A 21,889-nucleotide genomic window follows, 5' to 3' on the forward strand; every position below is an offset into this window, starting at 1 on the left:
TGCAAAGTCATGAGTCTTCATTTGTTCTTTTTTTGGCTTCCGCCGATAAGAACGCAAAGTATTTATCAAGCAGAACCAAGTCTTCTTTCGACAGGTGCCGCCAGTTCTCCCGCTCCAAAAGGGATAAATCATGCAGCTCATACGTTTCGGCTTTTTCCAGCAAGGTGCAGCCCGTGTCGTACGGGGCTCTCGTTTCCTGGACGGTCTCTATGTATCCCGCCGTCTGCATCAGTTCCTCATACGGGATTTTTAACGCATCTGCGAGCTTTTTAATGGTCGCAGGTTTCGGCACCCCGCGTTTGCCGTTTTCAATCCGCGAGATTCCCGCGGCGCTGACGCCTGAATACGTTGCCAGCTGATTCACTGTCAGATGCCTTTTTTCCCGTAATGTCCGCAATTGTTTCCCGAAGCTTTCCACAGTCTCTCCCCCTCCCGCGGTCTATTTATATTCTAGTATGTTTATTGACTAAAGGGAATAGCCAGGCTGGAAAAGTATTGACAAAAGTTAACAAAAGCCGTATCTTTATGTATAAGAAAGAAAGTATTTGACAGAACGGAAGGTGAAGAAAGTGGTCGAAAAGATACAGATCAGAAGAGATTATGTGCTGCAGTATATGGTCAATAATGACTACTCGTTAAACCAGCTCGCCCTGGAGATCGGAATATCTCCCGCCACACTGAGCCGTGTACTGAATGGAGAGCGGAGGCCGGGCCAGCTGGTCATCGGAAAAATGCTCTATTACTTTGACATGAAATTTGAAGATCTTTTTTACTACGACTTTGTTGACAAAAGTCAATGATGATGGAAGATTCAAACGCATTTCCGCTTTTCTGACATGATGTGCACCGATACGGCGTGACATGCCTTTGTTTTTCATGTAAAATAGAAGCAATGTAGGCCAGTCAGTCTGGAGGTGTATGGGATGCACACATTATTGATTACCTTATTGGTTATCGTCAGTATTGCACTTATTATTGTCGTATTGCTTCAAACCAGCAAAAGCGCCGGTTTATCGGGTGCAATTTCAGGCGGGGCGGAGCAGCTTTTCGGAAAACAGAAAGCAAGGGGCCTTGATCTGATTCTTCACCGCACAACCGTTGTGCTGGCAGTCTTGTTTTTCGTGTTGACGATTTCGCTAGCGTATATCGTATAAGGCAATGTTTGGATAAGGTCTGATTTAATATCAGGCCTTTTTCTTGTTGAGAGACGGCGTTTGTTTCTCGCAAAACTGTGGAAAACTAAATTGAATGTGCAAAAAAGGGGTTATGAGCATGAAAATTGTGACACCAAAACCATTTACATTTAAAGGCGGAGACAAAGCGGTGCTTCTGCTGCACGGATTTACGGGAAATACGGCAGACGTCAGAATGCTCGGCCGCTACTTGAATGAGCGCGGCTACACTTGTCACGCGCCTCAATATAAAGGGCACGGCGTTCCGCCGGAAGAGCTGGTACATACGGGACCTGAAGATTGGTGGAAAGACGTCATGGACGGTTATGAGTATTTACGGTCTGAAGGCTATGAAAACATTGCGGCGTGCGGACTGTCGCTTGGCGGGGTTTTTTCATTGAAATTGGGTTACACTGTACCCATAAAGGGAATTGTTCCTATGTGTGCGCCGATGCACATTAAAAGTGAAGAGGTTATGTACGAAGGAGTTCTCTCCTACGCGCGCAATTATAAAAAATTCGAAGGAAAACAGCCGGAGCAGATTGAAAAGGAAATGAAGGAGTTTGAAAAAACGCCGATGAATACGCTCAAATCGCTCCAGGAGCTGATTGCCGATGTGCGCAAAAACGTCGACATGATCTATTCCCCGACATTTGTGGTTCAGGCACGGCATGACCATATGATTAATACAGAAAGTGCGAACATCATTTTCAACGAGGTGGAAACGGACGACAAACAGCTGAAATGGTATGAAGAATCAGGCCATGTCATTACACTCGATAAAGAACGGGACCTCGTTCATCAGGATGTGTACGAATTTTTAGAGAAACTCGATTGGTAACAAACAGGAGGTCGAATAATGGAAAAAGAAGCGTTTATGGACCGTCTTCTCGCGTTTATGAAGGAAGAGGCGTACAAGCCCCTTACCATTCAGGAACTCGAGGAGATGCTGAACATCACGGAAGCCGATGAATTTAAAGAGCTGGTAAAAGCGCTGGTGGCGCTCGAGGAGACGGGACAGATCGTCCGCACCAGAAGCAACCGCTACGGGCTTCCGGAAAAAATGAATTTAGTAAAAGGAAAAATTTCCGCGCATGCGAAGGGCTTCGCGTTTCTGCTGCCGGAGGATACCTCTTTAAGCGACGTGTTTATTCCGCCGAACGAGCTGAATACGGCCATGAACGGCGATATCGTCATGGTGCGGCTCAATTCCCAGTCAAGCGGATCGAGACAGGAAGGCACGGTCATCCGCATCCTGGAAAGAAGCATCGACCGCGTCGTGGGCACATACACAGAAACGAAAAGCTTCGGCTTTGTCATCCCGGATGATAAGAAAATCACGAGTGATATTTTTATTCCGAAACATGCCAATAACGGCGCTGCGGAAGGCCATAAAGTCGTCGTCAAACTGACAAGCTATCCTGAAGGCAGAATGAACGCCGAAGGGGAAATCGTTGAAATACTCGGCCATAAAAATGATCCGGGCATCGATATTTTATCCATCATCCATAAGCACGGCCTGCCGGGAGATTTTCCGGCTGAAGCGATGGAGCAGGCAACAAGCACGCCCGATACCATCGATGAAAAAGACATCAAAGACCGCCGTGATCTCCGCGATCAGGTCATTGTCACCATTGACGGCGCCGATGCGAAGGATCTGGATGACGCCGTCACCGTGACAAAGCTTGATAACGGCAGCTACAAGCTCGGCGTTCATATTGCCGATGTCAGCCATTACGTCACGGAGAATTCCCCGATTGATAAAGAAGCGCTGGAAAGAGGGACAAGCGTGTACTTGGTTGACCGGGTCATTCCGATGATCCCGCACAGACTGTCTAACGGAATCTGTTCTTTAAATCCGAAGGTCGACCGGCTGACGCTTTCCTGTGAAATGACAATCAACCAGCAGGGACAGGTGACGGAGCACGAGATCTTCCAAAGCGTCATTAAAACGACGGAAAGAATGACCTATTCAGATGTCAACCGGATCCTTACAGAAGACGACGCCGAGCTGAAAGAAAGATATGAGCCGCTCGTCCCGATGTTTAAAGACATGGAACGTCTGGCGGAAATTCTCCGGGCGAAACGGATGGACCGCGGCGCCGTGGATTTTGATTTCAAAGAGGCGAAGGTGCTCGTCGATGAGGAAGGCGCCGTAAAAGACGTCGTCATCAGAGAGCGCTCAGTAGCGGAAAAGCTGATCGAAGAATTCATGCTTGTGGCAAACGAAACGGTGGCCGAACACTTCCATTGGATGAACGTGCCGTTTATTTACCGGATTCACGAAGAGCCGAACGCCGAAAAACTGCAAAAGTTTCTGGAGTTCGTGACGACATTCGGTTATATCGTCAAAGGGAAAGCCGGAGACATTCATCCGCGCGCGCTGCAAAGCATTCTTGACGAAGTGCGGGACCGTCCGGAAGAAACGGTGATTTCAACGGTTATGCTCCGTTCCATGAAGCAGGCGAAATACGACCCGCAAAGCCTGGGCCATTTCGGGCTGGCGACTGAATTTTATACGCACTTCACATCGCCGATCCGCCGTTATCCTGACTTAATCGTTCACAGGCTGATCAGAACGTATTTGATCAACGGACAATCGGACGAAGCAACTCAGGAAAAGTGGGCCGAACGCCTTCCGGAAATCGCTGATCATACGTCAACGATGGAACGGCGCGCCGTTGACGCCGAGCGGGAAACGGACGACCTGAAAAAAGCGGAATATATGCTTGATAAAATCGGCGAGGAATTTGACGGCATGATCAGTTCCGTCACGAATTTCGGAATGTTCGTCGAGCTGCCGAATACGATTGAAGGGCTTGTGCACGTCAGCTTTATGACGGATGATTATTACCGTTTTGACGAGCAGCATTTCGCCATGATCGGTGAACGCACGGGCAACGTTTACCGCATCGGAGACGAAATCACGGTCAAAGTCGTCGACGTCAATAAAGATGAGAGAAACATCGACTTTGAAATTGTCGGCATGAAAGGCACCCGCCGTCCGAGAGAAACAACAGGCGACCGCAGAAAACGAGGCAGACCGGCGCGGAAACGCGTGTTAAACAGCAATACCCCGGCTTCACCGCCGAAATCGGAGGAAAAAGGGGAATGGTTTACAAAACCGAAGAAGAAAAAGAAAAAACGCGGTTTCCAAAACGCGCCGAAACAAAAACGCAAAAAGAAGAAGTAAATGCGAAAAGCAAATGGGGCATAATGCTCTGTTTGCTTTCTTTCGCAAGCCGCATTTTCATTGTCGCGGAACGATCCATTTGCTAAAATAAAGCGTATCGCACACATGAACGGTTTTTGCGGAGAGAGGAGGATAAGGCATGCCAAAAGGATCAGGCAAAGTATTATCGCAAAACAAAAAAGCAAATCATGACTACTTTATAGAAGAAACCTATGAAACAGGCATCGTGCTGCAGGGAACGGAGATTAAGTCCATCCGCGCCGGCCGCGTAAACATGAAGGATTCCTTTGCGAAAATCGAGCGCGGCGAAGTGTTCCTCCACAACATGCACATCAGCCCGTACGAGCAGGGAAACCGCTATAACCACGACCCGCTCCGGACGAGAAAGCTTTTGATGCACCGGAAAGAAATCAATAAGCTGATCGGCCTGACGAAAGAGAAAGGCTATTCCCTCGTGCCGCTGAAGCTGTACTTGAAAAACGGCTTCGCCAAAGTATTAATCGGCCTCGGAAAAGGGAAGAAAACATACGATAAACGCGAAGATTTAAAACGAAAAGACGCCAAAAGAGAAATCGAAAGAGCGTTCAGAGACAGACAAAAAGGCTTCTGATGCCTGAGCCTTGATGTGATGATATACCCTGTGCTATACTGTTCACACATCAGATTCACAGGCTGTTTATTGAAGATATTCCCAATTGAATTTGCCTGTGATCATGGTATAATAACAGTACAGCCAGTTGAGCAAGAGCTTGATAGATCTCCCGTATACCCTTAACAAGGGGACGTTACGGATTCGACAGGGATGGATCGAGCTTGAGCTGCGAGCCGAGAGGCGATCTCGTTAACACGCACCTAAATATAACTGGCAAAACTAAAAGTTTTAACCAAAACTTAGCACTAGCTGCCTAATAAACGCAGCGAGCTCTTCCTGACATTGCCTATGTGTCCGTGAAGAGCACATCCAAGTAGGCTACGCTTGCGTTCCCGTCTGAGAACGTAAGAAGAGACTGACAGACTAGCTCTCGGAAGGCCCGCCCGCAGGCATGAAGACGAGTGAAACACGAAATATGCAGGCTACGCTCGTAGACGCTTAAGTAATCGATGTTTCTGGACGTGGGTTCGACTCCCACCGTCTCCATACATAACAGAGGAACCGCAGTGTTATCAAGGCTTTCAAAGCTTTCGATGGCACTGCGGTAACATTTTGGTAACACTTTTTAAAATTCTTCGTTTTCTCCCTTTGTGCTGAAAGGAAGATGGCTTTCGTGTTAATGCCATACCTCCTCCTATCTAAATTCCTGCCTGTTCATTTTAATTTCTCTTACTACTCATTCAATACTTAAAAAGGATAATCTAAAAGATGTGCTGCTTTTGCTTTATCCTATTATTTTGTATTATCCGTTTGTATAATTTTGGCAAAAAAGCTGTCCAGGAAATACAGTAAAGAATAGAGATAAAGCCAACAGAATTACTATGCTCTTTGTTTTAATTGTTTTCAGAATGAAATGAAAGATAGGGATCGAATTGCGGAGTATTTTCTTCAGTCTCGTACATGGACTTCTGTTTAGATTTTAAATGAAATTGTTTAAATTTTTCGGTTTATACTTGAAGTTAGTGAAGAGTATTAGCTATTTCGGGAATTACATACAATATAAACTAGAATTAATTCATGTTATCATTGTTTTATGGGAGGTGACGACATGAGTAAAATGAAGAAGGCTCAATGTACCAACCTAAACGAAAGATTAAGCACTTAACCACCAATAAGTATTTTTGATGAGCATTGAAAAATTTTATAGTAAGGATTGAAAAGATTCAAGAATAGGGAGGGCAGATCATTGTTTTTTAAAACTAGTAGAAATACGGATGAAAAGAGCACTAATATAGCTTTCTATTCTTTATTCATCTATTGGTCAGGTTTTTTATTGATAAATAGTATCCTTGATTTTTTTAACAAGGGTTTAAAGATAAATTCACTTTTGTTATTAATATCAGGCTTAATAGTTTTTTTTGTTAGTGAATTTATATCAAAATGTATCAGAAAAATAAAAAATAAAAAAGTGTGAGCGAAAGCTCACACTTTTTTATTGAGACCTGCAACTATATGTATTCGTTGCTCCTGAACCCATTTTTGTAATAATAATGCCTTTTCCTTTAGAATTGCAGGCATTTATAGTACCCATACCTAAAAGCGGTACCGCACCTAACATTAATGTAAGTGCAGTTGGGCTTTTAGCAAAAATTTTAGCTATAGCTGTAGCTGTACCCCAAAATCCACTATTAATTCCAACAGCAGCACTCAATTGTTTTATTTGTGAGTTGCTAATTTTATATTCTTTATAGTTTATAACTCCCATTGTTGTTACAATGTGTTCAACAGGTTTAATAACTTCACTTCTATTTAACTCGTCAATATACTCTTTGAATATGATCAACGCGTCAGTGCCTGTCAAAGAAGCAGATGTTTGATTTTCATAATTTACAATAGTATCATACAGCGTTTTTGCTGCTAAACTCAGTTGACTTATATCTTCTGGAGAATTAGATGATAGATTTTTCATATCCAATTTTTCATCTAATTCATTGATAGCATCAACTAATACTGCAGTGTTTTTTACATCTTTTCCAGGTACAGTTATCGTGTCATCTTCTGACGTTTTCACGGTGGCTAAAGTGCTAATAGGAAAAATGCTAAATAAAAGCACTAGCGATAATAGAAAAACAAAAGATTTTTTCATCTATAACCCTCCTCATAAGATTCAATTAAATTCTACCAATAATAAATAATACAGTAAATAACTAGAATATTAATTTCTCCTTAACAAGTGTGAGGTGAGTTATAATAACGGGTCGAAGGTAATGGATCAAGGTGTATCCTGCTAAATATAATTCGAAGAAAAAAGGAGTCCATGTGAATGATAGTCGTCATCATAGACGGAAAAGATGTTACAAGCACAGAAGCATTACACCGAATCTTAAAAGATCAATTAGATTTCCCGGACTATTATGGTGAAAATCTGAATGCCTTATGGGATTGTCTGACAGGCTGGATCGAACTTCCGCTGACTTTGGTGTGGAAGAATTTTGAGGCCAGTCAAATGGCATTGGGTTCGGATGCTGATGATGTCTTGGAGCTGTTTCAAGAGGCTCAGGAAGAGTTAGAGAATCGGTTTGTCATTCAAATCGATCAGCCGTCAGCCGGGACAACGGACAGGCACTAAAAAGTGCGTACTTCCCCTCATCCATTTTTCTATCCGATAATAGGGACGGAAGGTTTCAGGCTTTCGATTTCTGTCCATATATAAGAAGAGACTTACGATAGGGAGGAATGGATGATGGACTTGCAGTTAAAAGGGAAGACGGCGCTTGTGACGGGATCTACGTCAGGCATCGGGAAGGCGATTGCGGCTTCGCTGATTGCAGAAGGTGCGGCCGTGATCATTAACGGCCGCCGTGAAGAAAAGGTGAACGAAACGATCCGGGAACTAGAGAAACAGACGCCGGATGCCCGTCTCTATCCGGCCGCATTTGATTTAGGCACGGCGGAAGGATGCGGCGCGATTTTTCAGCAGTATCCGGATGTGGATATTCTCGTCAACAATTTAGGAATCTTTGAACCTGCGGAATACTTTGATATTCCTGACGAAGAGTGGCTCCGGTTTTTCGAGGTGAATATCATGAGCGGCGTGCGGCTGACACGCCGGTATGCAAAGCGGATGATTGAGCGGAAGGAAGGACGGGTGATCTTTATCGCGAGTGAAGCGGCCGTCATGCCTTCTCAGGAAATGGCTCATTACAGCGCTACGAAAACGACGCAGCTGTCGCTGTCACGCAGTCTGGCCGAGCTCACGGAAGGGACGAATGTGACGGTGAATACGGTCATGCCGGGCTCCACGAAAACAGAGGGCGTCGAAACGATGCTGGAGTCGCTTTATCCCGGTGAAAACCTGACAGTGGCTGAAGCGGAGAGACGATTTATGAAGGAAAATCGTCCGACGTCGATCATTCAGCGATTGATCCGTCCGGAAGAGATCGCTCATTTTGTCGCCTTTTTAAGCAGCCCGCTGTCGTCAGCCATTAACGGATCTGCTTTGCGGATCGACGGCGGCTTAGTGCGGAGCATTATATAAGATGAATATACAAAAACCCCCGCAAAGTGGCGGGGGTTTTTTTAATGCGGATCACGCTGAAACCGGCTGATGATCCTGCTGATTAAATCTTTTGTGGCACAGTCAAAATGCTCTTCTTTTTGGTTTGTCAACAGCCCGACCGGCGGTGAAATTGTTAAGTTATGGATCGGAATGACCTTCGTGCCCTCGATCGGCTCTGAATGCGCCGTCGCCGTAAAGATTGAGACGCCGATATTTTCCCTGACATAGTATTGGTGAGCCATGCTGCTGGTCAGCTCCATTTTTCGATAGCGGCTGCCGATGGCCCGCTGCAGGTGCTGTTCAATTTGAATCCGGATCGGGCAATTGGCGGGCGTAAAAATCAGGCATTCATTTTCTAAATCTTCGAGATTAACGCTTGCTTTGGCGGCAAGGGGATGTCTGTCTGACACGATGACATTGAGCGAGTCGTGGAAAAACGGATCGAAATAATTTTCCAGAATCAGCTCCGGCTCGCCGCATACCGCAAAATCAATGGCGCCCTCCAGCAGTTTGCGGCTGCATGTATTGGCATCATCCACGCTGACATTGACCGACATGTCCGGATAATCATTTAAGAAACCCCGCAGCACGGCAGGGAAGATCAGGCTTGCCGTCGGTTCGGATATGCCGATCTGAATAAGGCCGGCCTGGCCCTGTCTGATATCGGCCAGAGTATGGTCAAGCACCTCGTATTGCGCGAGAAGCTGCCCGGCCCGCTCATGAAATAGCCGCCCCGCCCTTGTCAGCTTCAGCTTCTTTCCCCGGTCAAACAGCTGCGCGCCTACATCCTGTTCCAGCTGTTTAATCCGCATTGAAATCGTCGGCTGTGAGTAGTTCAGAATTTCGGCGGCCTTATAAAAGCTGCCTGACTGTACGATGGTATGAAACGTTTTAATGGTGCGTAATTCCAACGAAATCCCCTCCCGGCTGTTCATTAATTTTCTTGAACCTTTCCTTTACTTTTTTTGATTAGTCAAACAAATCAGTTTGCTTTATAGTATAAACAATCAAAGCTTAGTAAACAAATTGGAATTATATATATTTTGCGGGGAGAGTGACCGGAATGAGTGAAGACATATTTCGATTGGCTGAGAAAAAGGATGCGCCGGAGTTTTTAGAGCTGCTGTACAGCGCGTTTCAGCCGATCCGCAATTTGGAGATTGACTGGCCGTCGGCGCGGGCCGACATCGATATGGTAACGGAAAATATTGAAAATCATTCAGCCGTCGTGCTCGAACGGGACGGACGGATTCTTTCAACAATTACGATCCGTTTTCCGTGGGAGAGTGACACGCCTCCGTCAAAATATCCGTTTGTCTGGTGGTTTGCGACGCTTCCTGAGCTGAAGGGGCAGGGCATCGGCAGCAAACTTTTGACTTATGTGGAGGAACATGTGCTGCGGGATACGCTGAAGGCCCCGGCCATCACGCTCGGCACTTCGGCGCGCAAGCATCCCTGGCTTGTAGATATGTACAGACGGAGGGGATATGAAGTGTATTTTGAGCAGGAGAAAGACGGAGACATCGGAGTCATGATGAGAAAGGTGCTCATACCGGAGCGGTTTGACGCGTCGCTGTTAGGCACACCGAGCTGGGCGCAATGATAAAAAAATGGATCAGAGCCGGCTGTCTGCTTCTGCTGCTCGGCGTGCTGGCCGGGTGCGGGCAAGGAGAAAGCACGAAAGCGGGGAGCGGCGTGCAGACCGTTATCGTCGGCACGGGAACTGATTTTCCGAACATTGCTTTTATGGATGAAAAAGGCGAGCTGACCGGCTATGACATTGAAGTGATGAAAGCCATTGATGAACAGCTGCCGCAATACAAATTTGTCTTTAAGACGATGGATTTTTCGAATCTGCTTACAAGTCTCGGAAACCGGAAAATTGACGTGATCGCGCACAATATGGCGAAAAACAAGGAACGGGAGAAACGCTTTTTGTATCACAAAATCCCGTATAACTACTCGCCGATGTACATTACGGTGAAGGCGGATAATGACGCGATACACACGCTCCGGGATTTAAAAGGGAAAACCGTCATCGTCGGCGCGACGTCAAATGCGGCGGATTATATGACGGCATACAACAAAACCCACGGCAGCCCGATACACTTGAAATACGCCGGGCAGGGCGGCAATGATACAGCGAACCAAATGGAGACAGGACGCGCTGACGCCACCGTATCCACGCCGTTTGCCGTCGATTTTCAAAATAAGACGCACGCGTTCAAACAAAAGACGGTCGGTGATGTGCTGCTCGATACCGAGGTGTATTTTATGTTCAATAAAAACAGCCAAACCCTGGCGGACGATACGGATCGGGCGATTCAAAAGCTTGAGAAGGACGGCACATTGAAAAGGCTGAGTGAAAAATGGCTCGGCGCGGATTATTCAAAATCAAGTTTCACGAAATAATTGAAGCAGAAAACGGGGCGATCACATGAAAATAAGACTGGCGGTCATGTCATTAACAATTGCGGCAATGGCGGCGTTATCAGCCTGCGGCGCGGGCGGGGAGGCGGCATCAGGCAATCAGAAATACGTGAAGAACATTACGGTCGGGACGGGAACTCAATTTCCGAATATTTGCTTTATTGATGATAAAGGCAAATTGACGGGCTATGACGTTGAGCTGGTGAAAGAGCTTGACAGGCGCCTGCCGGACTATCGATTCACCTTTAAAACGATGGATTTCTCCAACCTGCTTGTCAGCCTCGGCCAGCATAAAGTCGATATCGTGGCTCATCAAATGGAGAAAAGCGCCGAACGGGAGAAAAAATTTCTGTTCAATCAAGTCGCGTATAACAACTTCCCGCTGAAAATCACGGTGCTCCAAGATAACGGGGACATTCACGGCATTGATGACTTGAAAGGAAAGCGGGTCATTACAAGTCCGACGTCAAACGGCGCGCTTGTGCTGAAAAAATGGAATGAAAAACACGGCAGTCCGTTTGAAATCGCCTATGCCGGCCAAGGTTCAAACGATGCGGCCAACCAGCTGAAATCCGGCCGCGCCGATGCAACGATTTCCACGCCGTTTGCTGTCGATTTTCAAAACAAAACAAGCGCAATCAAAGAAAAAACGGTCGGCGGAGTGCTGTCAAATGCCAAAGTGTTCTTTATGTTTAACAAAAATGAACAAACGCTGAGCGATGACATTGATAAAGCGCTCAAGGAAATCATTGATGACGGCACGCTTAAAAAGCTGAGTGAAAAGTGGCTCGGCGCGGATTATTCAAAGGAGCAATATTAAGTGAAAAAGAGAGGGATCGGCAATGGAAAAAGCGTTTGATATCAGTATGATCGCGTCCTTTGTGCCGACATTGCTCGGGTATTTGCCCGTCACGCTGTATATATTGGCGGTGTCTTTGCTGTTCGGCTTTCTATTGGGGCTGCTTTTGGCGCTGCCCCGCATCTATCGCATTCCCGTTTTGAATCAGTTTGCGAAGCTGTATATCTCATTTTTCAGAGGAACGCCCATCATGGTGCAGCTGTTCATTGTATTTTACGGCATTCCGGCGCTCACGGCGCTCGCCGGAATTGATACCTCTAAAATGGACCCTTTGTATGCGGCCATCGCCACGTACGCGCTGAGCAGCGCGGCAAGAGCGGCCGAAATCATCAGGGGAGGTGTGAACAGCGTCGACCGCGGGCAGGCGGAGGCGGCGTTCAGCATCGGGCTGAACGGGGGGCAGACATTCCGGCGCATCATTCTGCCGCAGGCGCTTGTGCAGGCCTTTCCCAACATCGGGAATATGGTGATCGGTTTCTTAAAAGATACATCACTCGCTTTTTCGATCGGGGTGATGGATATGTCGGGCAGAGGACAGACCTTGATTACATCGAGCAATCATTCTCTTGAAGTGTATATCTCGCTGTCTGTTCTGTATTACGCGGCCGCCCTTTTATTTGAATGTGTCTTCAGATGGGCCGAAAAACGAATCAAGAAAGATGAGACGCGCCTTGTGACGGTTTTTGACATGAGTGCGCACGGCTGAAAAGGAGGGAGAACAGTGGAGCTGGACATTCCATTTATCGGCACTGCGATAAAACAAATGTTGAAAACCGTTCCGCTTACATTGGCGATGACGGTCATTCCGATTATTGCCGGATTTTTCATAGCTCTCGGCAATATCACGGTGCGTATATTCCGCATCAAATGGCTGCTGGCCTGCTCAGCGTTTTACGTGTCTTTTTTCCGCAGCACCCCGGCGATTCTCCATATCATGCTGATTTATTTAGGGGTTCCGCTGATTGCCGAACAATTCAGCCGCGCGTTTCATCTCGGCTGGTCGGCCAATCAGATTCCGGTCGCCGTGTTTGTCATCATGGCACTGTCATTAACGGCAGGCGCTTATATGACGGAAATTCTCCGATCCGGGATCATGGCCGTCGATACGGGGCAGGCGGAGGCGGCATATTCAATCGGTCTGACGCGGGGCCAGATGATTCGGCGCGTAATTCTGCCGCAGGCGTTCATGATATCGCTGCCGAACTTCACCAATATAGGCATCGGCTTTTTGCATACCACTTCCATCGCGGCAATTGTTGCAGTGCCTGAAATTACAGGAACGGCGACGATTGCGGCATCCGATAACTATGCGTTTCTGGAAGCATTTATCGGGGCGGCCGTCATTTATTGGGGATTAACGCTGATTCTCGAAGCTGTAAACAGTCTGGCGGAAAAAAGAGCGGCCAGATATCAAGGAGGCGCATTATGATCGAAATCCGAAACATTCAGAAACATTTTGGCAGTCATCACGTGTTAAAGGGGATCAATTTAAGTGTCCGGAAAGGAGAAGTCGTGACCATCATCGGCCCGAGCGGTTCCGGGAAAACCACTTTTCTGCGCTGCCTTAATTTACTTGAGCGGCCGGATGAGGGCGCCATTTCGCTGCACGGTGAAGTCATTAACTGCAAAAAGCCTGCCAAAAAAGACATTCTCAGACTGAGGAAACAGACGGCGATGGTTTTTCAGCAATATCATTTGTTTTCGCATAAAACGGCAATTCAAAATGTCATGGAAGGCCTGACGGTCGCAAGGAAAATGAAAAAATCAGATGCGTACGCCATTGCCGAGCGGGAACTGGCTAAGGTGGGGCTTCAGGATAAATTGCATGCCTATCCGAATCAACTGTCGGGAGGACAAAAGCAGCGGGTAGGGATTGCCAGGGCGCTTGCCATTCATCCTGATGTGATGCTGTTTGATGAACCGACCGCCGCCCTCGATCCGGAGCTTGTCGGCGAGGTGCTTGAGGTGATGCTTAACATTGTGCGGACCGGCGCCACCATGATCATTGTCACACATGAGATGGAATTCGCCAGAAGAGTGTCCGACCGAATTGTGTTTATGGATGAAGGAGCAATCGTGGAACAAGGAACGCCTGAGGAAGTCTTTTACAAGACGAAAAAAGAAAGAACGAAGAAGTTCCTCCGCCGCGTGCTGCCTGATTACGGTTATGACATAAAAGAGCGCATAAAGGAGCCTGTCGTATGATTCGTTTAAGCATTTTAGACCAAAGTGTCACCTCGGAAAACCAAACCGCAGAAGAAGCCTTGCGGCAAACGGTGAGATTGGCTCAGGAGGCCGAACAATACGGATATGACCGTTTCTGGGCGGCGGAGCATCATAACAATGAAGAGATAGCGGGATCAGCGCCGGAAATTGTTCTGGGGTATCTTGCCGCAAGCACGAAAAAAATCCGTCTCGCATCCGGCGGGGTGATGCTGCAGCATTATAGTCCTTATAAGGTGGCGGAGCAGTTCCGGGTTCTGTCCGCCCTTGCTCCCGGCCGTGTGGCGCTCGGTGTCGGCAAAGCGCCCGGCGGATTTCAGCTGTCAACCGATGCGCTGCAGCGGGAGCTTATCCAGCCCGCCCGTTTGTTTGAAGAAAAGCTTGAGGAGCTGACTCATTTCATCCGAAATGATTTTCCGGACTCGCACCGCTACGCGTCATTGCGGCCGACGCCGCATACTGAGTATGCGCCTGACATCTTTTTACTCGGCGGCAGCGCGGAAAGCGCGATATCCGCGGCCAAACTCGGCATTTCCTTCGTTTTCGCCTATTTCATAAACGGTGAAGAGGCTGCGTTAGAAAAAGCGCGCCACGCCTTTGACGAGCATCTGCCGAAAGGATCGAAGGCGGAATTTCACCTTGCGCCGATGGTATTTACCGCACATACAAAAGCAGAAGCGGAAAAACACGTCGTATCGCGTGAGTCGGTCAAAATCATTCTCGAAGACGGCAAAAAGGTGAATGTCGGTTCCCGGGAACAAGCGGAAGCGTTTCTTGAACAAGTCACGCAGCCATATAAGCTGATCACACAAAAGACGGGTGTGATTGCCGGGACAAAAGAAGAGACCGCCGCCGAGCTGCGACGATTATCCGTTCAATACAGCATTACCGATTTTGTGATTTTGTCGCCTATCAAAAACGCTGAGGAAAAACGATTGTCTTACCGGCTGTTAAGCGAAGCGGTGCAGCCGGCCCCACAATTATAGGAGGGATGAACATGAGTCATGAAGTAAACGTAGTGGTCTGGAGCAAACAGGGCTGCTCCTATTGTGATGAAGTGAAAGGATATTTGCGGGAAAAAGCCGTGGCATACGAAACAATTGATGTGACAGAGCGTGACGAATTGCGTGACGTGCTGCAGACGAAGTACGGCATCCGTCATGTTCCCGTCGTTGAAATCGGCAGCGGTGACAGCCGTGTGTATCAGGCCGTTACTCAAGTCGGCATTGAACATGTAGAACGGGCGCTTGCCGATTACGAGGGGAAAAAGGGGATGAGAAAATGAGCCGGACGGATCTAATTCAATTCGGAGCCATGATTCACGGTGTCGGCGGCACAACGGACGGCTGGCGTCATCCCGACGCCGATCCGACAGCAAGCACGAATGCGGCGTTTTACAGGCAAAAAGCGCAGACCGCTGAAAGAGGGCTGTTCAGCTTTGCTTTTATTGCGGACGGCTTGTTCATTTCTGAAAAGTCCATCCCGCATTTCTTAAATCGGTTTGAGCCGATCACTATTTTATCGGCGCTTGCCGCCTCTACAACCCATCTTGGTTTAATCGGCACATTTTCCACCTCGTTCACTGAGCCGTTTACCATCGCAAGACAGCTGATGTCTCTTGACCATATCAGCGGCGGCAGGGCGGGCTGGAATCTCGTCACCTCTCCGCAGGCGGGAGCCGCGCGCAATCACAGCAAAGAAAGCCTGCCCGACCACAGCCGGCGCTACGACATCGCCCAGGAACATGTGGACGTGGTGCGCGGTCTGTGGAATTCCTGGGAAGAAGATGCCTTCGTCCGCAATAAAGAAACCGGGCAGTTTTTTGACCCTGACAAACTGCATCGCCTGTATCACAAAGGCGAGTATTTTCAAGTGGAGGGCCCGCTGAATATCGGCCGGTCCAAACAGGGAGAGCCGGTCGTTTTCCAAGCGGGGTCTTCAGAAAGCGGCCGGTCGTTTGCCGCGAGGAATGCAGATGCAGTCTTTACGCACTCCAATTCACTTGAGGAAACGAAAGCTTTTTATGATGATGTGAAGAAGCGGGCGGCGGATTACGGCCGGGACGCTTCCAAGCTGCGGATCTTTCCGGGAATCAGTCCGATTATAGCCGGTTCACAAGAAGAAGCGGAAGCGAAATATCAGGAATTCGCCGAGCTGATTCCGATAGAGAACGCCGTTAAATATGTGGCCAGATTTTTTGACGATTATGATCTGAGCCGTTTTCCGCTGGATGAGCCGTTTCCTGATTTGGGCGACGTCGGGAAAAACGCGTTTCAAAGCACGACAGACCGTATCAAAAGAGAGGCGAAAGCCAGGAATCTTACGCTGCGTCAAGTGGCGCGCGAAGCCGCGTTTCCGCGAACCAACTTTATCGGGACACCGGAACGTGTGGCATCATTAATTGAAACATGGTTTCAGCGGGAAGCGGCGGACGGGTTTATCATTCACTCTGACATCCCGGGCATGCTTGAAGCCTTTGTAGATCAAGTCATACCGATCCTTCAGGAAAAGGGGCTGTACCGAAAAAGCTATCCGGCGGATACACTGCGGGGGAATCTCGGGTTGGATATTCCGGTCTGCAAACCAAATCCGATTTTGAGCAGAAACTAAATGTTTCTGCTTTTTCTGCTGCTTGCCATTCCCGTCATTACAGCCTTTTTTAAAAAATATACTGATTTCGAGATATTATTGTTGCGAAAAGAATTTTTTGTAACTATAATTATTACAGAACTGATCAGTATAAAAAAACATTCATATTTCATAATAAATGTGTGTGTAATTTGAAAACGAAAGGGCTGTTTACAATGGCAAAAGTACTTTATATCACTGCTCATCCTCATGATGAAAAGACATCTTACAGCATGGCGACAGGAAAAGCGTTTATCGATTCTTATAAAGAATCAAACCCGAATGATGAGGTTGTACATATCGACCTTTACAAAGAGAACATTCCTCATATCGACGCGGATGTATTCAGCGGCTGGGGAAAACTTCAATCAGGCACAGGATTTGAAGAGCTTTCTGAAAACGAAAAAGCGAAAGTTGGCCGTCTGAACGAGCTGAGCGATCAATTCGCGTCAGCTGACAAATACGTATTCGTCACACCGCTTTGGAACTTCTCATTCCCGCCTGTTATGAAAGCGTACCTTGATTCTGTGGCTGTAGCCGGAAAATCATTCAAATATACAGAGCAAGGCCCGATCGGTCTGTTGACTGACAAAAAAGCGCTCCACATTCAGGCGCGCGGAGGCTATTACTCTGAAGGCCCGGCGGCTGACATGGAAATGGGCCACCGTTACATCGGCATCATGATGAACTTCTTCGGCGTTCCTTCTTTTGACGGTTTAATCGTTGAAGGCCATAATGCTGAACCGAATAAAGCACAGCAAATTAAAGAAGATGCGATTGCCCGCGCGAAAGAAGCCGGAAAATCATTCTGATCTTAAAAAAAACCTCCCCGCCGTCGGCAGGGAGGTTTTTTATATTAAAGGGCAATCGTCCGTTTTTGCTCGCTGCTTTTCATCGCCGCTTCAATGACACGGATGACATCGATGCCTTCTTTTCCCGTAACGGGAAGCGGTTTTCCGTTTAAGATGCTGTCCGCCAGCAGTTTGTAGTACGTAAGGTAAGAGCCGTTCTCAGAGGGGATTGTTTCTGTATGCCTTTTTTCATCCGCTGCGATTGTCAGCTCTCCGAAGTTGTCAGGGTCATCGGCGCCCCAGTTCTCGTCAATCGGCTTTTGGCCGGCTGAAAGCGCAGCTTCCTGTCCGTCCTTTCCGTATTTGATAAAGCTTGCATTCCGTCCGTGAATCTGATAGCGCGGGCCGCTTGCCGCATTCATGGAGCCGGATTGAAGAATAACCTGAAGCTTGCCGTAATGGAGCGCGGCCAGAAAATAATCGACGGTTTCACTGTTGTCCCGCTGTTTCATCACATGTGCCGTGACGGATTCCGGCATTCCGAAAAGCAGGAGTGTCTGGTCAATGATATGTGAACCGAGATCATACAGCGTTCCCGTGGCGGGTCCGCTTTTTTCGCGCCATCTTTCTTGGACAACCGGATTGTACAGATCGTAGTTGACTTGATATGTATGAATGTCTTGAAGCGCCCCGTCCCGAATCAGCTTTTGTATCGTTAAAAAGTCATTGTCCCAGCGCCGGTTGTGGTACACGCTCAGTAAGACGCCTTTATCTTCAGCCGTTCTTCTCAGCTCCTCCGCTTCTGCTGAAGTCGCCGTCATCGGTTTTTCCACGACGGTGTGTTTTCCCGCCAGGAGACATTTCATCGCTGATTCATAATGCATTCCGCTCGGTGTCGTAACGATGACGAGATCAATGTCAGGATCACCGGTAATGTCTTCAATCGCGCGCACGGCTTCAGCCCCCGGCAGATCACGTCTGACCTCCTCCGTTCTGGAGGTCATGACTTTTTTGATCTGATAATCATCAAGGACGTCCAAAAGCGGCGCATGAAAGACTTTCCCGGACAAACCATATCCCAATATGCCAACCTGTATCGTTTTCAATGAACTTCCCCCTCATGATATGTGATAACAATATATACCCCGCGGGTGTACTGGTAAAACTTGTGTGTTGAAAATTTTTTACACCGGATTTTCAAGTCTGTATAATGAAGGTAACGAAGAACAAAACCGAGGTGGAAAATGGACAAACATACCGAGCATCAATCGTTAAATCATAAAAGCGCCAAGGAAAAAGACCAGATTCTGAACCGGCTGAAACGGATTGAAGGCCAAGTCAGGGGCATTCAGAATATGGTGGAAAACGAACGATACTGCGTGGATATTCTCGTGCAGATTTCAGCCGTACAGGCGGCCATGCAGAAAGTCGCGTTTCATCTGCTGGAAGATCACGCCCATCACTGCGTAGCCGGCGCCATTGAGAGCGGAAACGGGGAGCAGGCGATTGCCGAGCTGCTTGATGTTGTGAAAAAAATCGCAAAATCGTAAAATAAAATGTTTTGAAATACCCTACAGGGGTATGGTAACATAAAAAAGAAAAAACAAGACGTGGAGGGAATCATCATGGAACAAAAAACACTGCAAGTCGAAGGCATGTCCTGTCAGCACTGCGTAAAAGCAGTAGAGACCGGAGTGGGAGAACTGAACGGAGTGACGGCGGTTCAGGTGAAATTGGAAGCCGGACAGGTGGATGTGACGTTTGATGAGAACAAAGTCTCCGTATCAGATATAAAGGACGCGATTGAAGATCAAGGGTATGACGTCGTATAAGGTTTATCGCGCTTCGGGAACGGGCGCGGTTTTCTTTTATCATAATTATACCCCCATGGGGTTTATGAAGAGAGATGAGGACATTGAGTGAACCGAAAGAGATAACCATTCAAGTGGGGGGCATGACATGCGCCGCCTGCGCTTCAAGAATTGAAAAAGGGCTGAAACGGATGGACGGCGTCAATGACGCTTCCGTCAATCTTGCGCTTGAGACCTCAAATATTTCTTATCAGCCTGACAAAATCGAAGCTGGCGCCATAAAGGATAAAATTGAAAAACTCGGCTATCACGTCGTGACGGAAAAAGCCGATTTTCAGATTGAAGGCATGACGTGCGCCGCTTGCGCCAACCGGATTGAAAAGCGCCTGAACAAAACAGAGGGCGTTGTGAGCGCACCGGTGAATTTCGCCCTGGAAACAGTCACCGTTGAATACAATCCGAAAGAGGTGACACCGAAAGAGTTGAAAGAGACCGTGGCAAAACTCGGCTACAGATTAGACGAGAAGAAAGCGGTTGATGGAGACGGCGGATTATCCCAAAAGGAGAAAGAGCAGCGAAAGCAGCTGATCAGGCTCATATTTTCTGCCGTTCTCTCCTTTCCGCTTTTATGGTCGATGGTCAGCCATTTTTCTTTTACTTCTTTTATCTGGATGCCGGATATCCTGATGAATCCGTGGCTGCAATTCGCGCTTGCCACCCCGGTGCAGCTCGTCATCGGCTGGCCTTTTTATACGGGAGCGTACAAGGCGCTGAGAAACAAAAGCGCCAATATGGATGTTCTCGTTGCGCTCGGAACGACGGCCGCTTACGCGTACAGCCTGTACATGACGATTGCGTCTCTCGGACGAGACGGACATGCTGAGGGGCTTTATTATGAAACGAGCGCCATTTTGCTGACTTTGATTTTGCTTGGAAAGCTTTTAGAGATGAAAGCAAAAGGCCGCTCATCAGAAGCGATTAAAAAGTTAATGAAGCTTCAGGCGAAGACGGCGGCGGTTGAGCGGGACGGCAAAGTACAGGTGATTCCGATTGACGAGGTCCGGGCGGGGGATATCGTATACGTGAAACCTGGAGAACGCGTTCCTGTCGATGGCGAAGTGATTGAAGGCCATTCCGCGATTGATGAATCGATGATTACGGGAGAGAGCATGCCTGTCGATAAGTCTCCCGGAAGCACCGTCACCGGGGCGACGATCAATGCAAACGGCTTTCTCAAAATCAGAGCGGTGAATGTCGGCAAAGATACCGCGCTTGCACACATTATTAAAATCGTGGAAGAAGCCCAAGGATCAAAAGCCCCCATTCAGCGGCTCGCGGATCACATTTCAGGCATTTTCGTCCCGATTGTGCTGGGGCTGGCCGTGCTGACTTTTCTCATTTGGTATGTATGGGCGGCGCCGGGACAGTTTTCTGAAGCGATCGGCAAATTCATCGCCGTGCTTGTCATTGCCTGTCCGTGCGCACTGGGGCTCGCCACTCCGACGAGCATTATGGCGGGCTCCGGCCGCGCAGCTGAATTCGGCATTCTCTTTAAAGGCGGGGAGCATCTAGAAAAGACCCAGCGTCTGACGACCATCGTACTGGATAAAACCGGAACGGTGACAAACGGCAGACCGGTGCTGACAGACGCCGTACCGGCAGCGGGAATGAACGAAGAGGAGCTCCTGCGGCTGGCGGCGGCCGCCGAAACGGGATCGGAGCACCCGCTTGGAGAAGCCATCGTGTCAGGAGCCGAAAAACGGGGGATTTCCATCCCGAAACTCGCCCGGTTCCAAGCCCGGATCGGTTCCGGAATCTATGCAGAGGCTGAAGGGAGAACGATTCTTGCCGGATCAAGACGGCTGATGGAATCAGAGCACATTGAACATGAAGCACTGCTTCCGCACATGGCCCGCTTGGAGGCGGAAGGAAAAACGGTGATGCTTATTGCGGCAGACGGCAAAGCGGCGGGGCTTATCGCAGTCGCCGATACCATCAAAGAAACATCTCCGGCCGCGGTGAAACGCCTGAATGATATGGGCCTTGACGTCATCATGATGACCGGTGACAACCAAAAGACGGCGGAAGCCATTGCTAAAGCCGCGGGCATCAGCCGCGTGATTGCCGAAGTGCTTCCCGAACAAAAGGCAGCGGAGATTTCCCGGCTGCAAAAAGAAGGCCGGCGCGTGGCAATGGTCGGCGACGGCATCAATGATGCTCCGGCTCTGGCTGTGGCCGATATCGGGATGGCCATCGGTACCGGCACCGATATCGCAATGGAAGCAGCGGACATTACGCTGATCCGCGGAGACCTGAACGGCATTGCCGACGCCATCGGCATGAGCAGGCTGACCATGAGAAACATCAAGCAGAATTTAGGCTGGGCATTGGGCTACAACAGCATCGGCATTCCGATTGCGGCAGCCGGCTTTCTGGCTCCGTGGGTGGCAGGCGCCGCCATGGCATTCAGCTCAGTATCGGTCGTGCTTAATGCTTTGCGTTTACAGAAGGTGAAAAAAGACAAAATCGGCTGATGCCGGTTTTGTCTTTTTTATTGACACTTTATTCAAAGCCTGCATATAATAGAGAAAACACATATATGAGTATATGTTCATATATATAAATTCGTTT

At 48.2% G+C, this 21,889-nt stretch carries 24 protein-coding genes and 1 other RNA gene; 21 read left to right on the forward strand and 4 right to left on the reverse strand.

The genetic code is table 11. The features are described 5' to 3' along the window. Positions 1–7 precede the first annotated feature (7 nt). The gene (locus ACWJJ4_RS03675; RefSeq protein WP_003151677.1) at positions 8–418 is read right to left on the reverse strand and encodes a helix-turn-helix domain-containing protein; all 411 of its coding nucleotides are present in this window, start codon (positions 416–418) and stop codon (positions 8–10) included. Positions 419–614: 196 nt separating this feature from the next. On the opposite strand from ACWJJ4_RS03675, the gene ACWJJ4_RS03680 reads away from it, so the two are divergent. The 6 genes from ACWJJ4_RS03680 to ssrA all read left to right on the forward strand — a co-directional run bounded on the left by ACWJJ4_RS03680 (position 615) and on the right by ssrA (position 5,506). After that, on the forward strand, positions 615–800 hold the full coding sequence (locus ACWJJ4_RS03680; RefSeq protein ID WP_087920807.1) for a helix-turn-helix domain-containing protein: 186 nt from the start codon (positions 615–617) through the stop codon (positions 798–800). A gap of 123 nt (positions 801–923) precedes the next feature. Next, a complete protein-coding gene (gene secG, locus ACWJJ4_RS03685) occupies positions 924–1,154 on the forward strand; it encodes a preprotein translocase subunit SecG (protein ID WP_003151681.1) in 231 nt (76 codons plus the stop codon). A gap of 118 nt (positions 1,155–1,272) precedes the next feature. Continuing rightward, positions 1,273–2,013 carry an alpha/beta hydrolase gene (locus ACWJJ4_RS03690; RefSeq protein WP_014305833.1) on the forward strand — a complete coding sequence of 247 codons (741 nt, stop codon included), beginning with the start codon at positions 1,273–1,275 and terminating at the stop codon, positions 2,011–2,013. Positions 2,014–2,031: 18 nt separating this feature from the next. Next, on the forward strand, positions 2,032–4,365 hold the full coding sequence (rnr, locus tag ACWJJ4_RS03695; protein ID WP_043867430.1) for a ribonuclease R: 2,334 nt from the start codon (positions 2,032–2,034) through the stop codon (positions 4,363–4,365). A 139-nt stretch (positions 4,366–4,504) separates the two neighbouring features. Further along, entirely contained in the window at positions 4,505–4,975 is a 471-nt protein-coding gene (smpB, locus tag ACWJJ4_RS03700) for an SsrA-binding protein (protein ID WP_003151688.1), read from the forward strand. Positions 4,976–5,143: 168 nt separating this feature from the next. Then, positions 5,144–5,506, forward strand: a transfer-messenger RNA (tmRNA) gene (gene ssrA / locus ACWJJ4_RS03705). A 943-nt stretch (positions 5,507–6,449) separates the two neighbouring features. On the opposite strand, the gene ACWJJ4_RS03710 is transcribed toward ssrA, so the two are convergent. Next, positions 6,450–7,103, reverse strand: coding sequence for a hypothetical protein (locus ACWJJ4_RS03710; protein ID WP_101562435.1), 654 nt, complete (start codon positions 7,101–7,103; stop codon positions 6,450–6,452). A 177-nt stretch (positions 7,104–7,280) separates the two neighbouring features. Here ACWJJ4_RS03710 and ACWJJ4_RS03715 point away from each other — a divergent pair, with 177 nt between their 5' ends. Beyond that, on the forward strand, positions 7,281–7,586 hold the full coding sequence (locus ACWJJ4_RS03715) for a barstar family protein (RefSeq protein WP_025853841.1): 306 nt from the start codon (positions 7,281–7,283) through the stop codon (positions 7,584–7,586). A gap of 114 nt (positions 7,587–7,700) precedes the next feature. Beyond that, a complete protein-coding gene (locus ACWJJ4_RS03720) occupies positions 7,701–8,495 on the forward strand; it encodes an SDR family NAD(P)-dependent oxidoreductase (RefSeq protein WP_003151697.1) in 795 nt (264 codons plus the stop codon). A gap of 41 nt (positions 8,496–8,536) precedes the next feature. Here the strand turns inward: ACWJJ4_RS03720 and ACWJJ4_RS03725 are convergent, their stop codons facing one another. Then, entirely contained in the window at positions 8,537–9,427 is an 891-nt protein-coding gene (locus ACWJJ4_RS03725; RefSeq protein ID WP_454021448.1) for a LysR family transcriptional regulator, read from the reverse strand. Between the two features lie 152 nt (positions 9,428–9,579). Between ACWJJ4_RS03725 and ACWJJ4_RS03730 the strand changes: the two genes are divergently transcribed. From ACWJJ4_RS03730 to azoRB, 10 genes are all read left to right on the forward strand, one after another. Next, positions 9,580–10,119 (forward strand): GNAT family N-acetyltransferase, encoded by a 540-nt coding sequence (locus ACWJJ4_RS03730; RefSeq protein ID WP_102422506.1) that lies wholly within the window; start codon positions 9,580–9,582, stop codon positions 10,117–10,119. Then, on the forward strand, positions 10,116–10,928 hold the full coding sequence (locus ACWJJ4_RS03735; RefSeq protein ID WP_454021449.1) for an amino acid ABC transporter substrate-binding protein: 813 nt from the start codon (positions 10,116–10,118) through the stop codon (positions 10,926–10,928). The genes ACWJJ4_RS03730 and ACWJJ4_RS03735 overlap by 4 nt, the downstream gene beginning before the upstream one ends. A gap of 25 nt (positions 10,929–10,953) precedes the next feature. After that, positions 10,954–11,766, forward strand: a complete 813-nt coding sequence (locus tag ACWJJ4_RS03740; protein WP_102422507.1) for an amino acid ABC transporter substrate-binding protein — start codon at positions 10,954–10,956, stop codon at positions 11,764–11,766. A 22-nt stretch (positions 11,767–11,788) separates the two neighbouring features. After that, on the forward strand, positions 11,789–12,511 hold the full coding sequence (locus ACWJJ4_RS03745; RefSeq protein ID WP_007409997.1) for an amino acid ABC transporter permease: 723 nt from the start codon (positions 11,789–11,791) through the stop codon (positions 12,509–12,511). A 15-nt stretch (positions 12,512–12,526) separates the two neighbouring features. Next, positions 12,527–13,234: an amino acid ABC transporter permease gene (locus ACWJJ4_RS03750; RefSeq protein ID WP_070082373.1), complete on the forward strand. Its 708-nt coding sequence runs from the start codon at positions 12,527–12,529 to the stop codon at positions 13,232–13,234. After that, complete coding sequence (locus tag ACWJJ4_RS03755) at positions 13,231–14,010, forward strand: amino acid ABC transporter ATP-binding protein (protein WP_171463595.1); 780 nt, start codon at positions 13,231–13,233, stop codon at positions 14,008–14,010. Before ACWJJ4_RS03750 ends, ACWJJ4_RS03755 begins: the two co-directional genes overlap by 4 nt. Further along, complete coding sequence (locus ACWJJ4_RS03760; RefSeq protein WP_278071313.1) at positions 14,007–15,014, forward strand: LLM class flavin-dependent oxidoreductase; 1,008 nt, start codon at positions 14,007–14,009, stop codon at positions 15,012–15,014. Before ACWJJ4_RS03755 ends, ACWJJ4_RS03760 begins: the two co-directional genes overlap by 4 nt. A gap of 11 nt (positions 15,015–15,025) precedes the next feature. Further along, positions 15,026–15,313 (forward strand): glutaredoxin family protein, encoded by a 288-nt coding sequence (locus ACWJJ4_RS03765; protein ID WP_025853848.1) that lies wholly within the window; start codon positions 15,026–15,028, stop codon positions 15,311–15,313. Continuing rightward, on the forward strand, positions 15,310–16,638 hold the full coding sequence (locus ACWJJ4_RS03770) for an LLM class flavin-dependent oxidoreductase (protein ID WP_454021450.1): 1,329 nt from the start codon (positions 15,310–15,312) through the stop codon (positions 16,636–16,638). Before ACWJJ4_RS03765 ends, ACWJJ4_RS03770 begins: the two co-directional genes overlap by 4 nt. A gap of 194 nt (positions 16,639–16,832) precedes the next feature. Further along, a complete protein-coding gene (gene azoRB / locus ACWJJ4_RS03775; RefSeq protein WP_003151719.1) occupies positions 16,833–17,468 on the forward strand; it encodes an FMN-dependent NADH-azoreductase AzoRB in 636 nt (211 codons plus the stop codon). Positions 17,469–17,512: 44 nt separating this feature from the next. On the opposite strand, the gene ACWJJ4_RS03780 is transcribed toward azoRB, so the two are convergent. Then, positions 17,513–18,553: an oxidoreductase gene (locus ACWJJ4_RS03780; RefSeq protein ID WP_454021451.1), complete on the reverse strand. Its 1,041-nt coding sequence runs from the start codon at positions 18,551–18,553 to the stop codon at positions 17,513–17,515. Positions 18,554–18,691: 138 nt separating this feature from the next. Between ACWJJ4_RS03780 and csoR the strand changes: the two genes are divergently transcribed. From csoR to ACWJJ4_RS03795, 3 genes are all read left to right on the forward strand, one after another. After that, positions 18,692–18,997, forward strand: a complete 306-nt coding sequence (csoR, locus tag ACWJJ4_RS03785) for a copper-sensing transcriptional repressor CsoR (RefSeq protein ID WP_013353610.1) — start codon at positions 18,692–18,694, stop codon at positions 18,995–18,997. 75 nt (positions 18,998–19,072) lie between these two features. Beyond that, positions 19,073–19,279, forward strand: a complete 207-nt coding sequence (gene copZ, locus ACWJJ4_RS03790; RefSeq protein WP_015240581.1) for a copper chaperone CopZ — start codon at positions 19,073–19,075, stop codon at positions 19,277–19,279. An 83-nt stretch (positions 19,280–19,362) separates the two neighbouring features. Further along, positions 19,363–21,792, forward strand: a complete 2,430-nt coding sequence (locus ACWJJ4_RS03795; RefSeq protein WP_416405823.1) for a heavy metal translocating P-type ATPase — start codon at positions 19,363–19,365, stop codon at positions 21,790–21,792. Positions 21,793–21,889: the final 97 nt, after the last annotated feature.

The organism is Bacillus sp. JK62, assembly GCF_053663455.1.

Excerpts from the sequence above, each read along its gene's own strand:
- ACWJJ4_RS03680 (WP_087920807.1), top strand. The coding sequence starts at position 615 with ATGGTCAATAATGACTACTCGTTAAACCAGCTCGCCCTGGAGATCGGA.
- secG (WP_003151681.1), top strand. The coding sequence starts at position 924 with ATGCACACATTATTGATTACCTTATTGGTTATCGTCAGTATTGCACTT.
- ACWJJ4_RS03690 (WP_014305833.1), top strand. The coding sequence starts at position 1,273 with ATGAAAATTGTGACACCAAAACCATTTACATTTAAAGGCGGAGACAAA.
- rnr (WP_043867430.1), top strand. The coding sequence starts at position 2,032 with ATGGAAAAAGAAGCGTTTATGGACCGTCTTCTCGCGTTTATGAAGGAA.
- smpB (WP_003151688.1), top strand. The coding sequence starts at position 4,505 with ATGCCAAAAGGATCAGGCAAAGTATTATCGCAAAACAAAAAAGCAAAT.
- ACWJJ4_RS03710 (WP_101562435.1), bottom strand. The coding sequence starts at position 7,103 with ATGAAAAAATCTTTTGTTTTTCTATTATCGCTAGTGCTTTTATTTAGC.
- ACWJJ4_RS03715 (WP_025853841.1), top strand. The coding sequence starts at position 7,281 with ATGATAGTCGTCATCATAGACGGAAAAGATGTTACAAGCACAGAAGCA.
- ACWJJ4_RS03720 (WP_003151697.1), top strand. The coding sequence starts at position 7,701 with ATGGACTTGCAGTTAAAAGGGAAGACGGCGCTTGTGACGGGATCTACG.
- ACWJJ4_RS03730 (WP_102422506.1), top strand. The coding sequence starts at position 9,580 with ATGAGTGAAGACATATTTCGATTGGCTGAGAAAAAGGATGCGCCGGAG.
- ACWJJ4_RS03735 (WP_454021449.1), top strand. The coding sequence starts at position 10,116 with ATGATAAAAAAATGGATCAGAGCCGGCTGTCTGCTTCTGCTGCTCGGC.
- ACWJJ4_RS03740 (WP_102422507.1), top strand. The coding sequence starts at position 10,954 with ATGAAAATAAGACTGGCGGTCATGTCATTAACAATTGCGGCAATGGCG.
- ACWJJ4_RS03745 (WP_007409997.1), top strand. The coding sequence starts at position 11,789 with ATGGAAAAAGCGTTTGATATCAGTATGATCGCGTCCTTTGTGCCGACA.
- ACWJJ4_RS03755 (WP_171463595.1), top strand. The coding sequence starts at position 13,231 with ATGATCGAAATCCGAAACATTCAGAAACATTTTGGCAGTCATCACGTG.
- ACWJJ4_RS03760 (WP_278071313.1), top strand. The coding sequence starts at position 14,007 with ATGATTCGTTTAAGCATTTTAGACCAAAGTGTCACCTCGGAAAACCAA.
- ACWJJ4_RS03765 (WP_025853848.1), top strand. The coding sequence starts at position 15,026 with ATGAGTCATGAAGTAAACGTAGTGGTCTGGAGCAAACAGGGCTGCTCC.
- ACWJJ4_RS03770 (WP_454021450.1), top strand. The coding sequence starts at position 15,310 with ATGAGCCGGACGGATCTAATTCAATTCGGAGCCATGATTCACGGTGTC.
- azoRB (WP_003151719.1), top strand. The coding sequence starts at position 16,833 with ATGGCAAAAGTACTTTATATCACTGCTCATCCTCATGATGAAAAGACA.
- csoR (WP_013353610.1), top strand. The coding sequence starts at position 18,692 with ATGGACAAACATACCGAGCATCAATCGTTAAATCATAAAAGCGCCAAG.
- copZ (WP_015240581.1), top strand. The coding sequence starts at position 19,073 with ATGGAACAAAAAACACTGCAAGTCGAAGGCATGTCCTGTCAGCACTGC.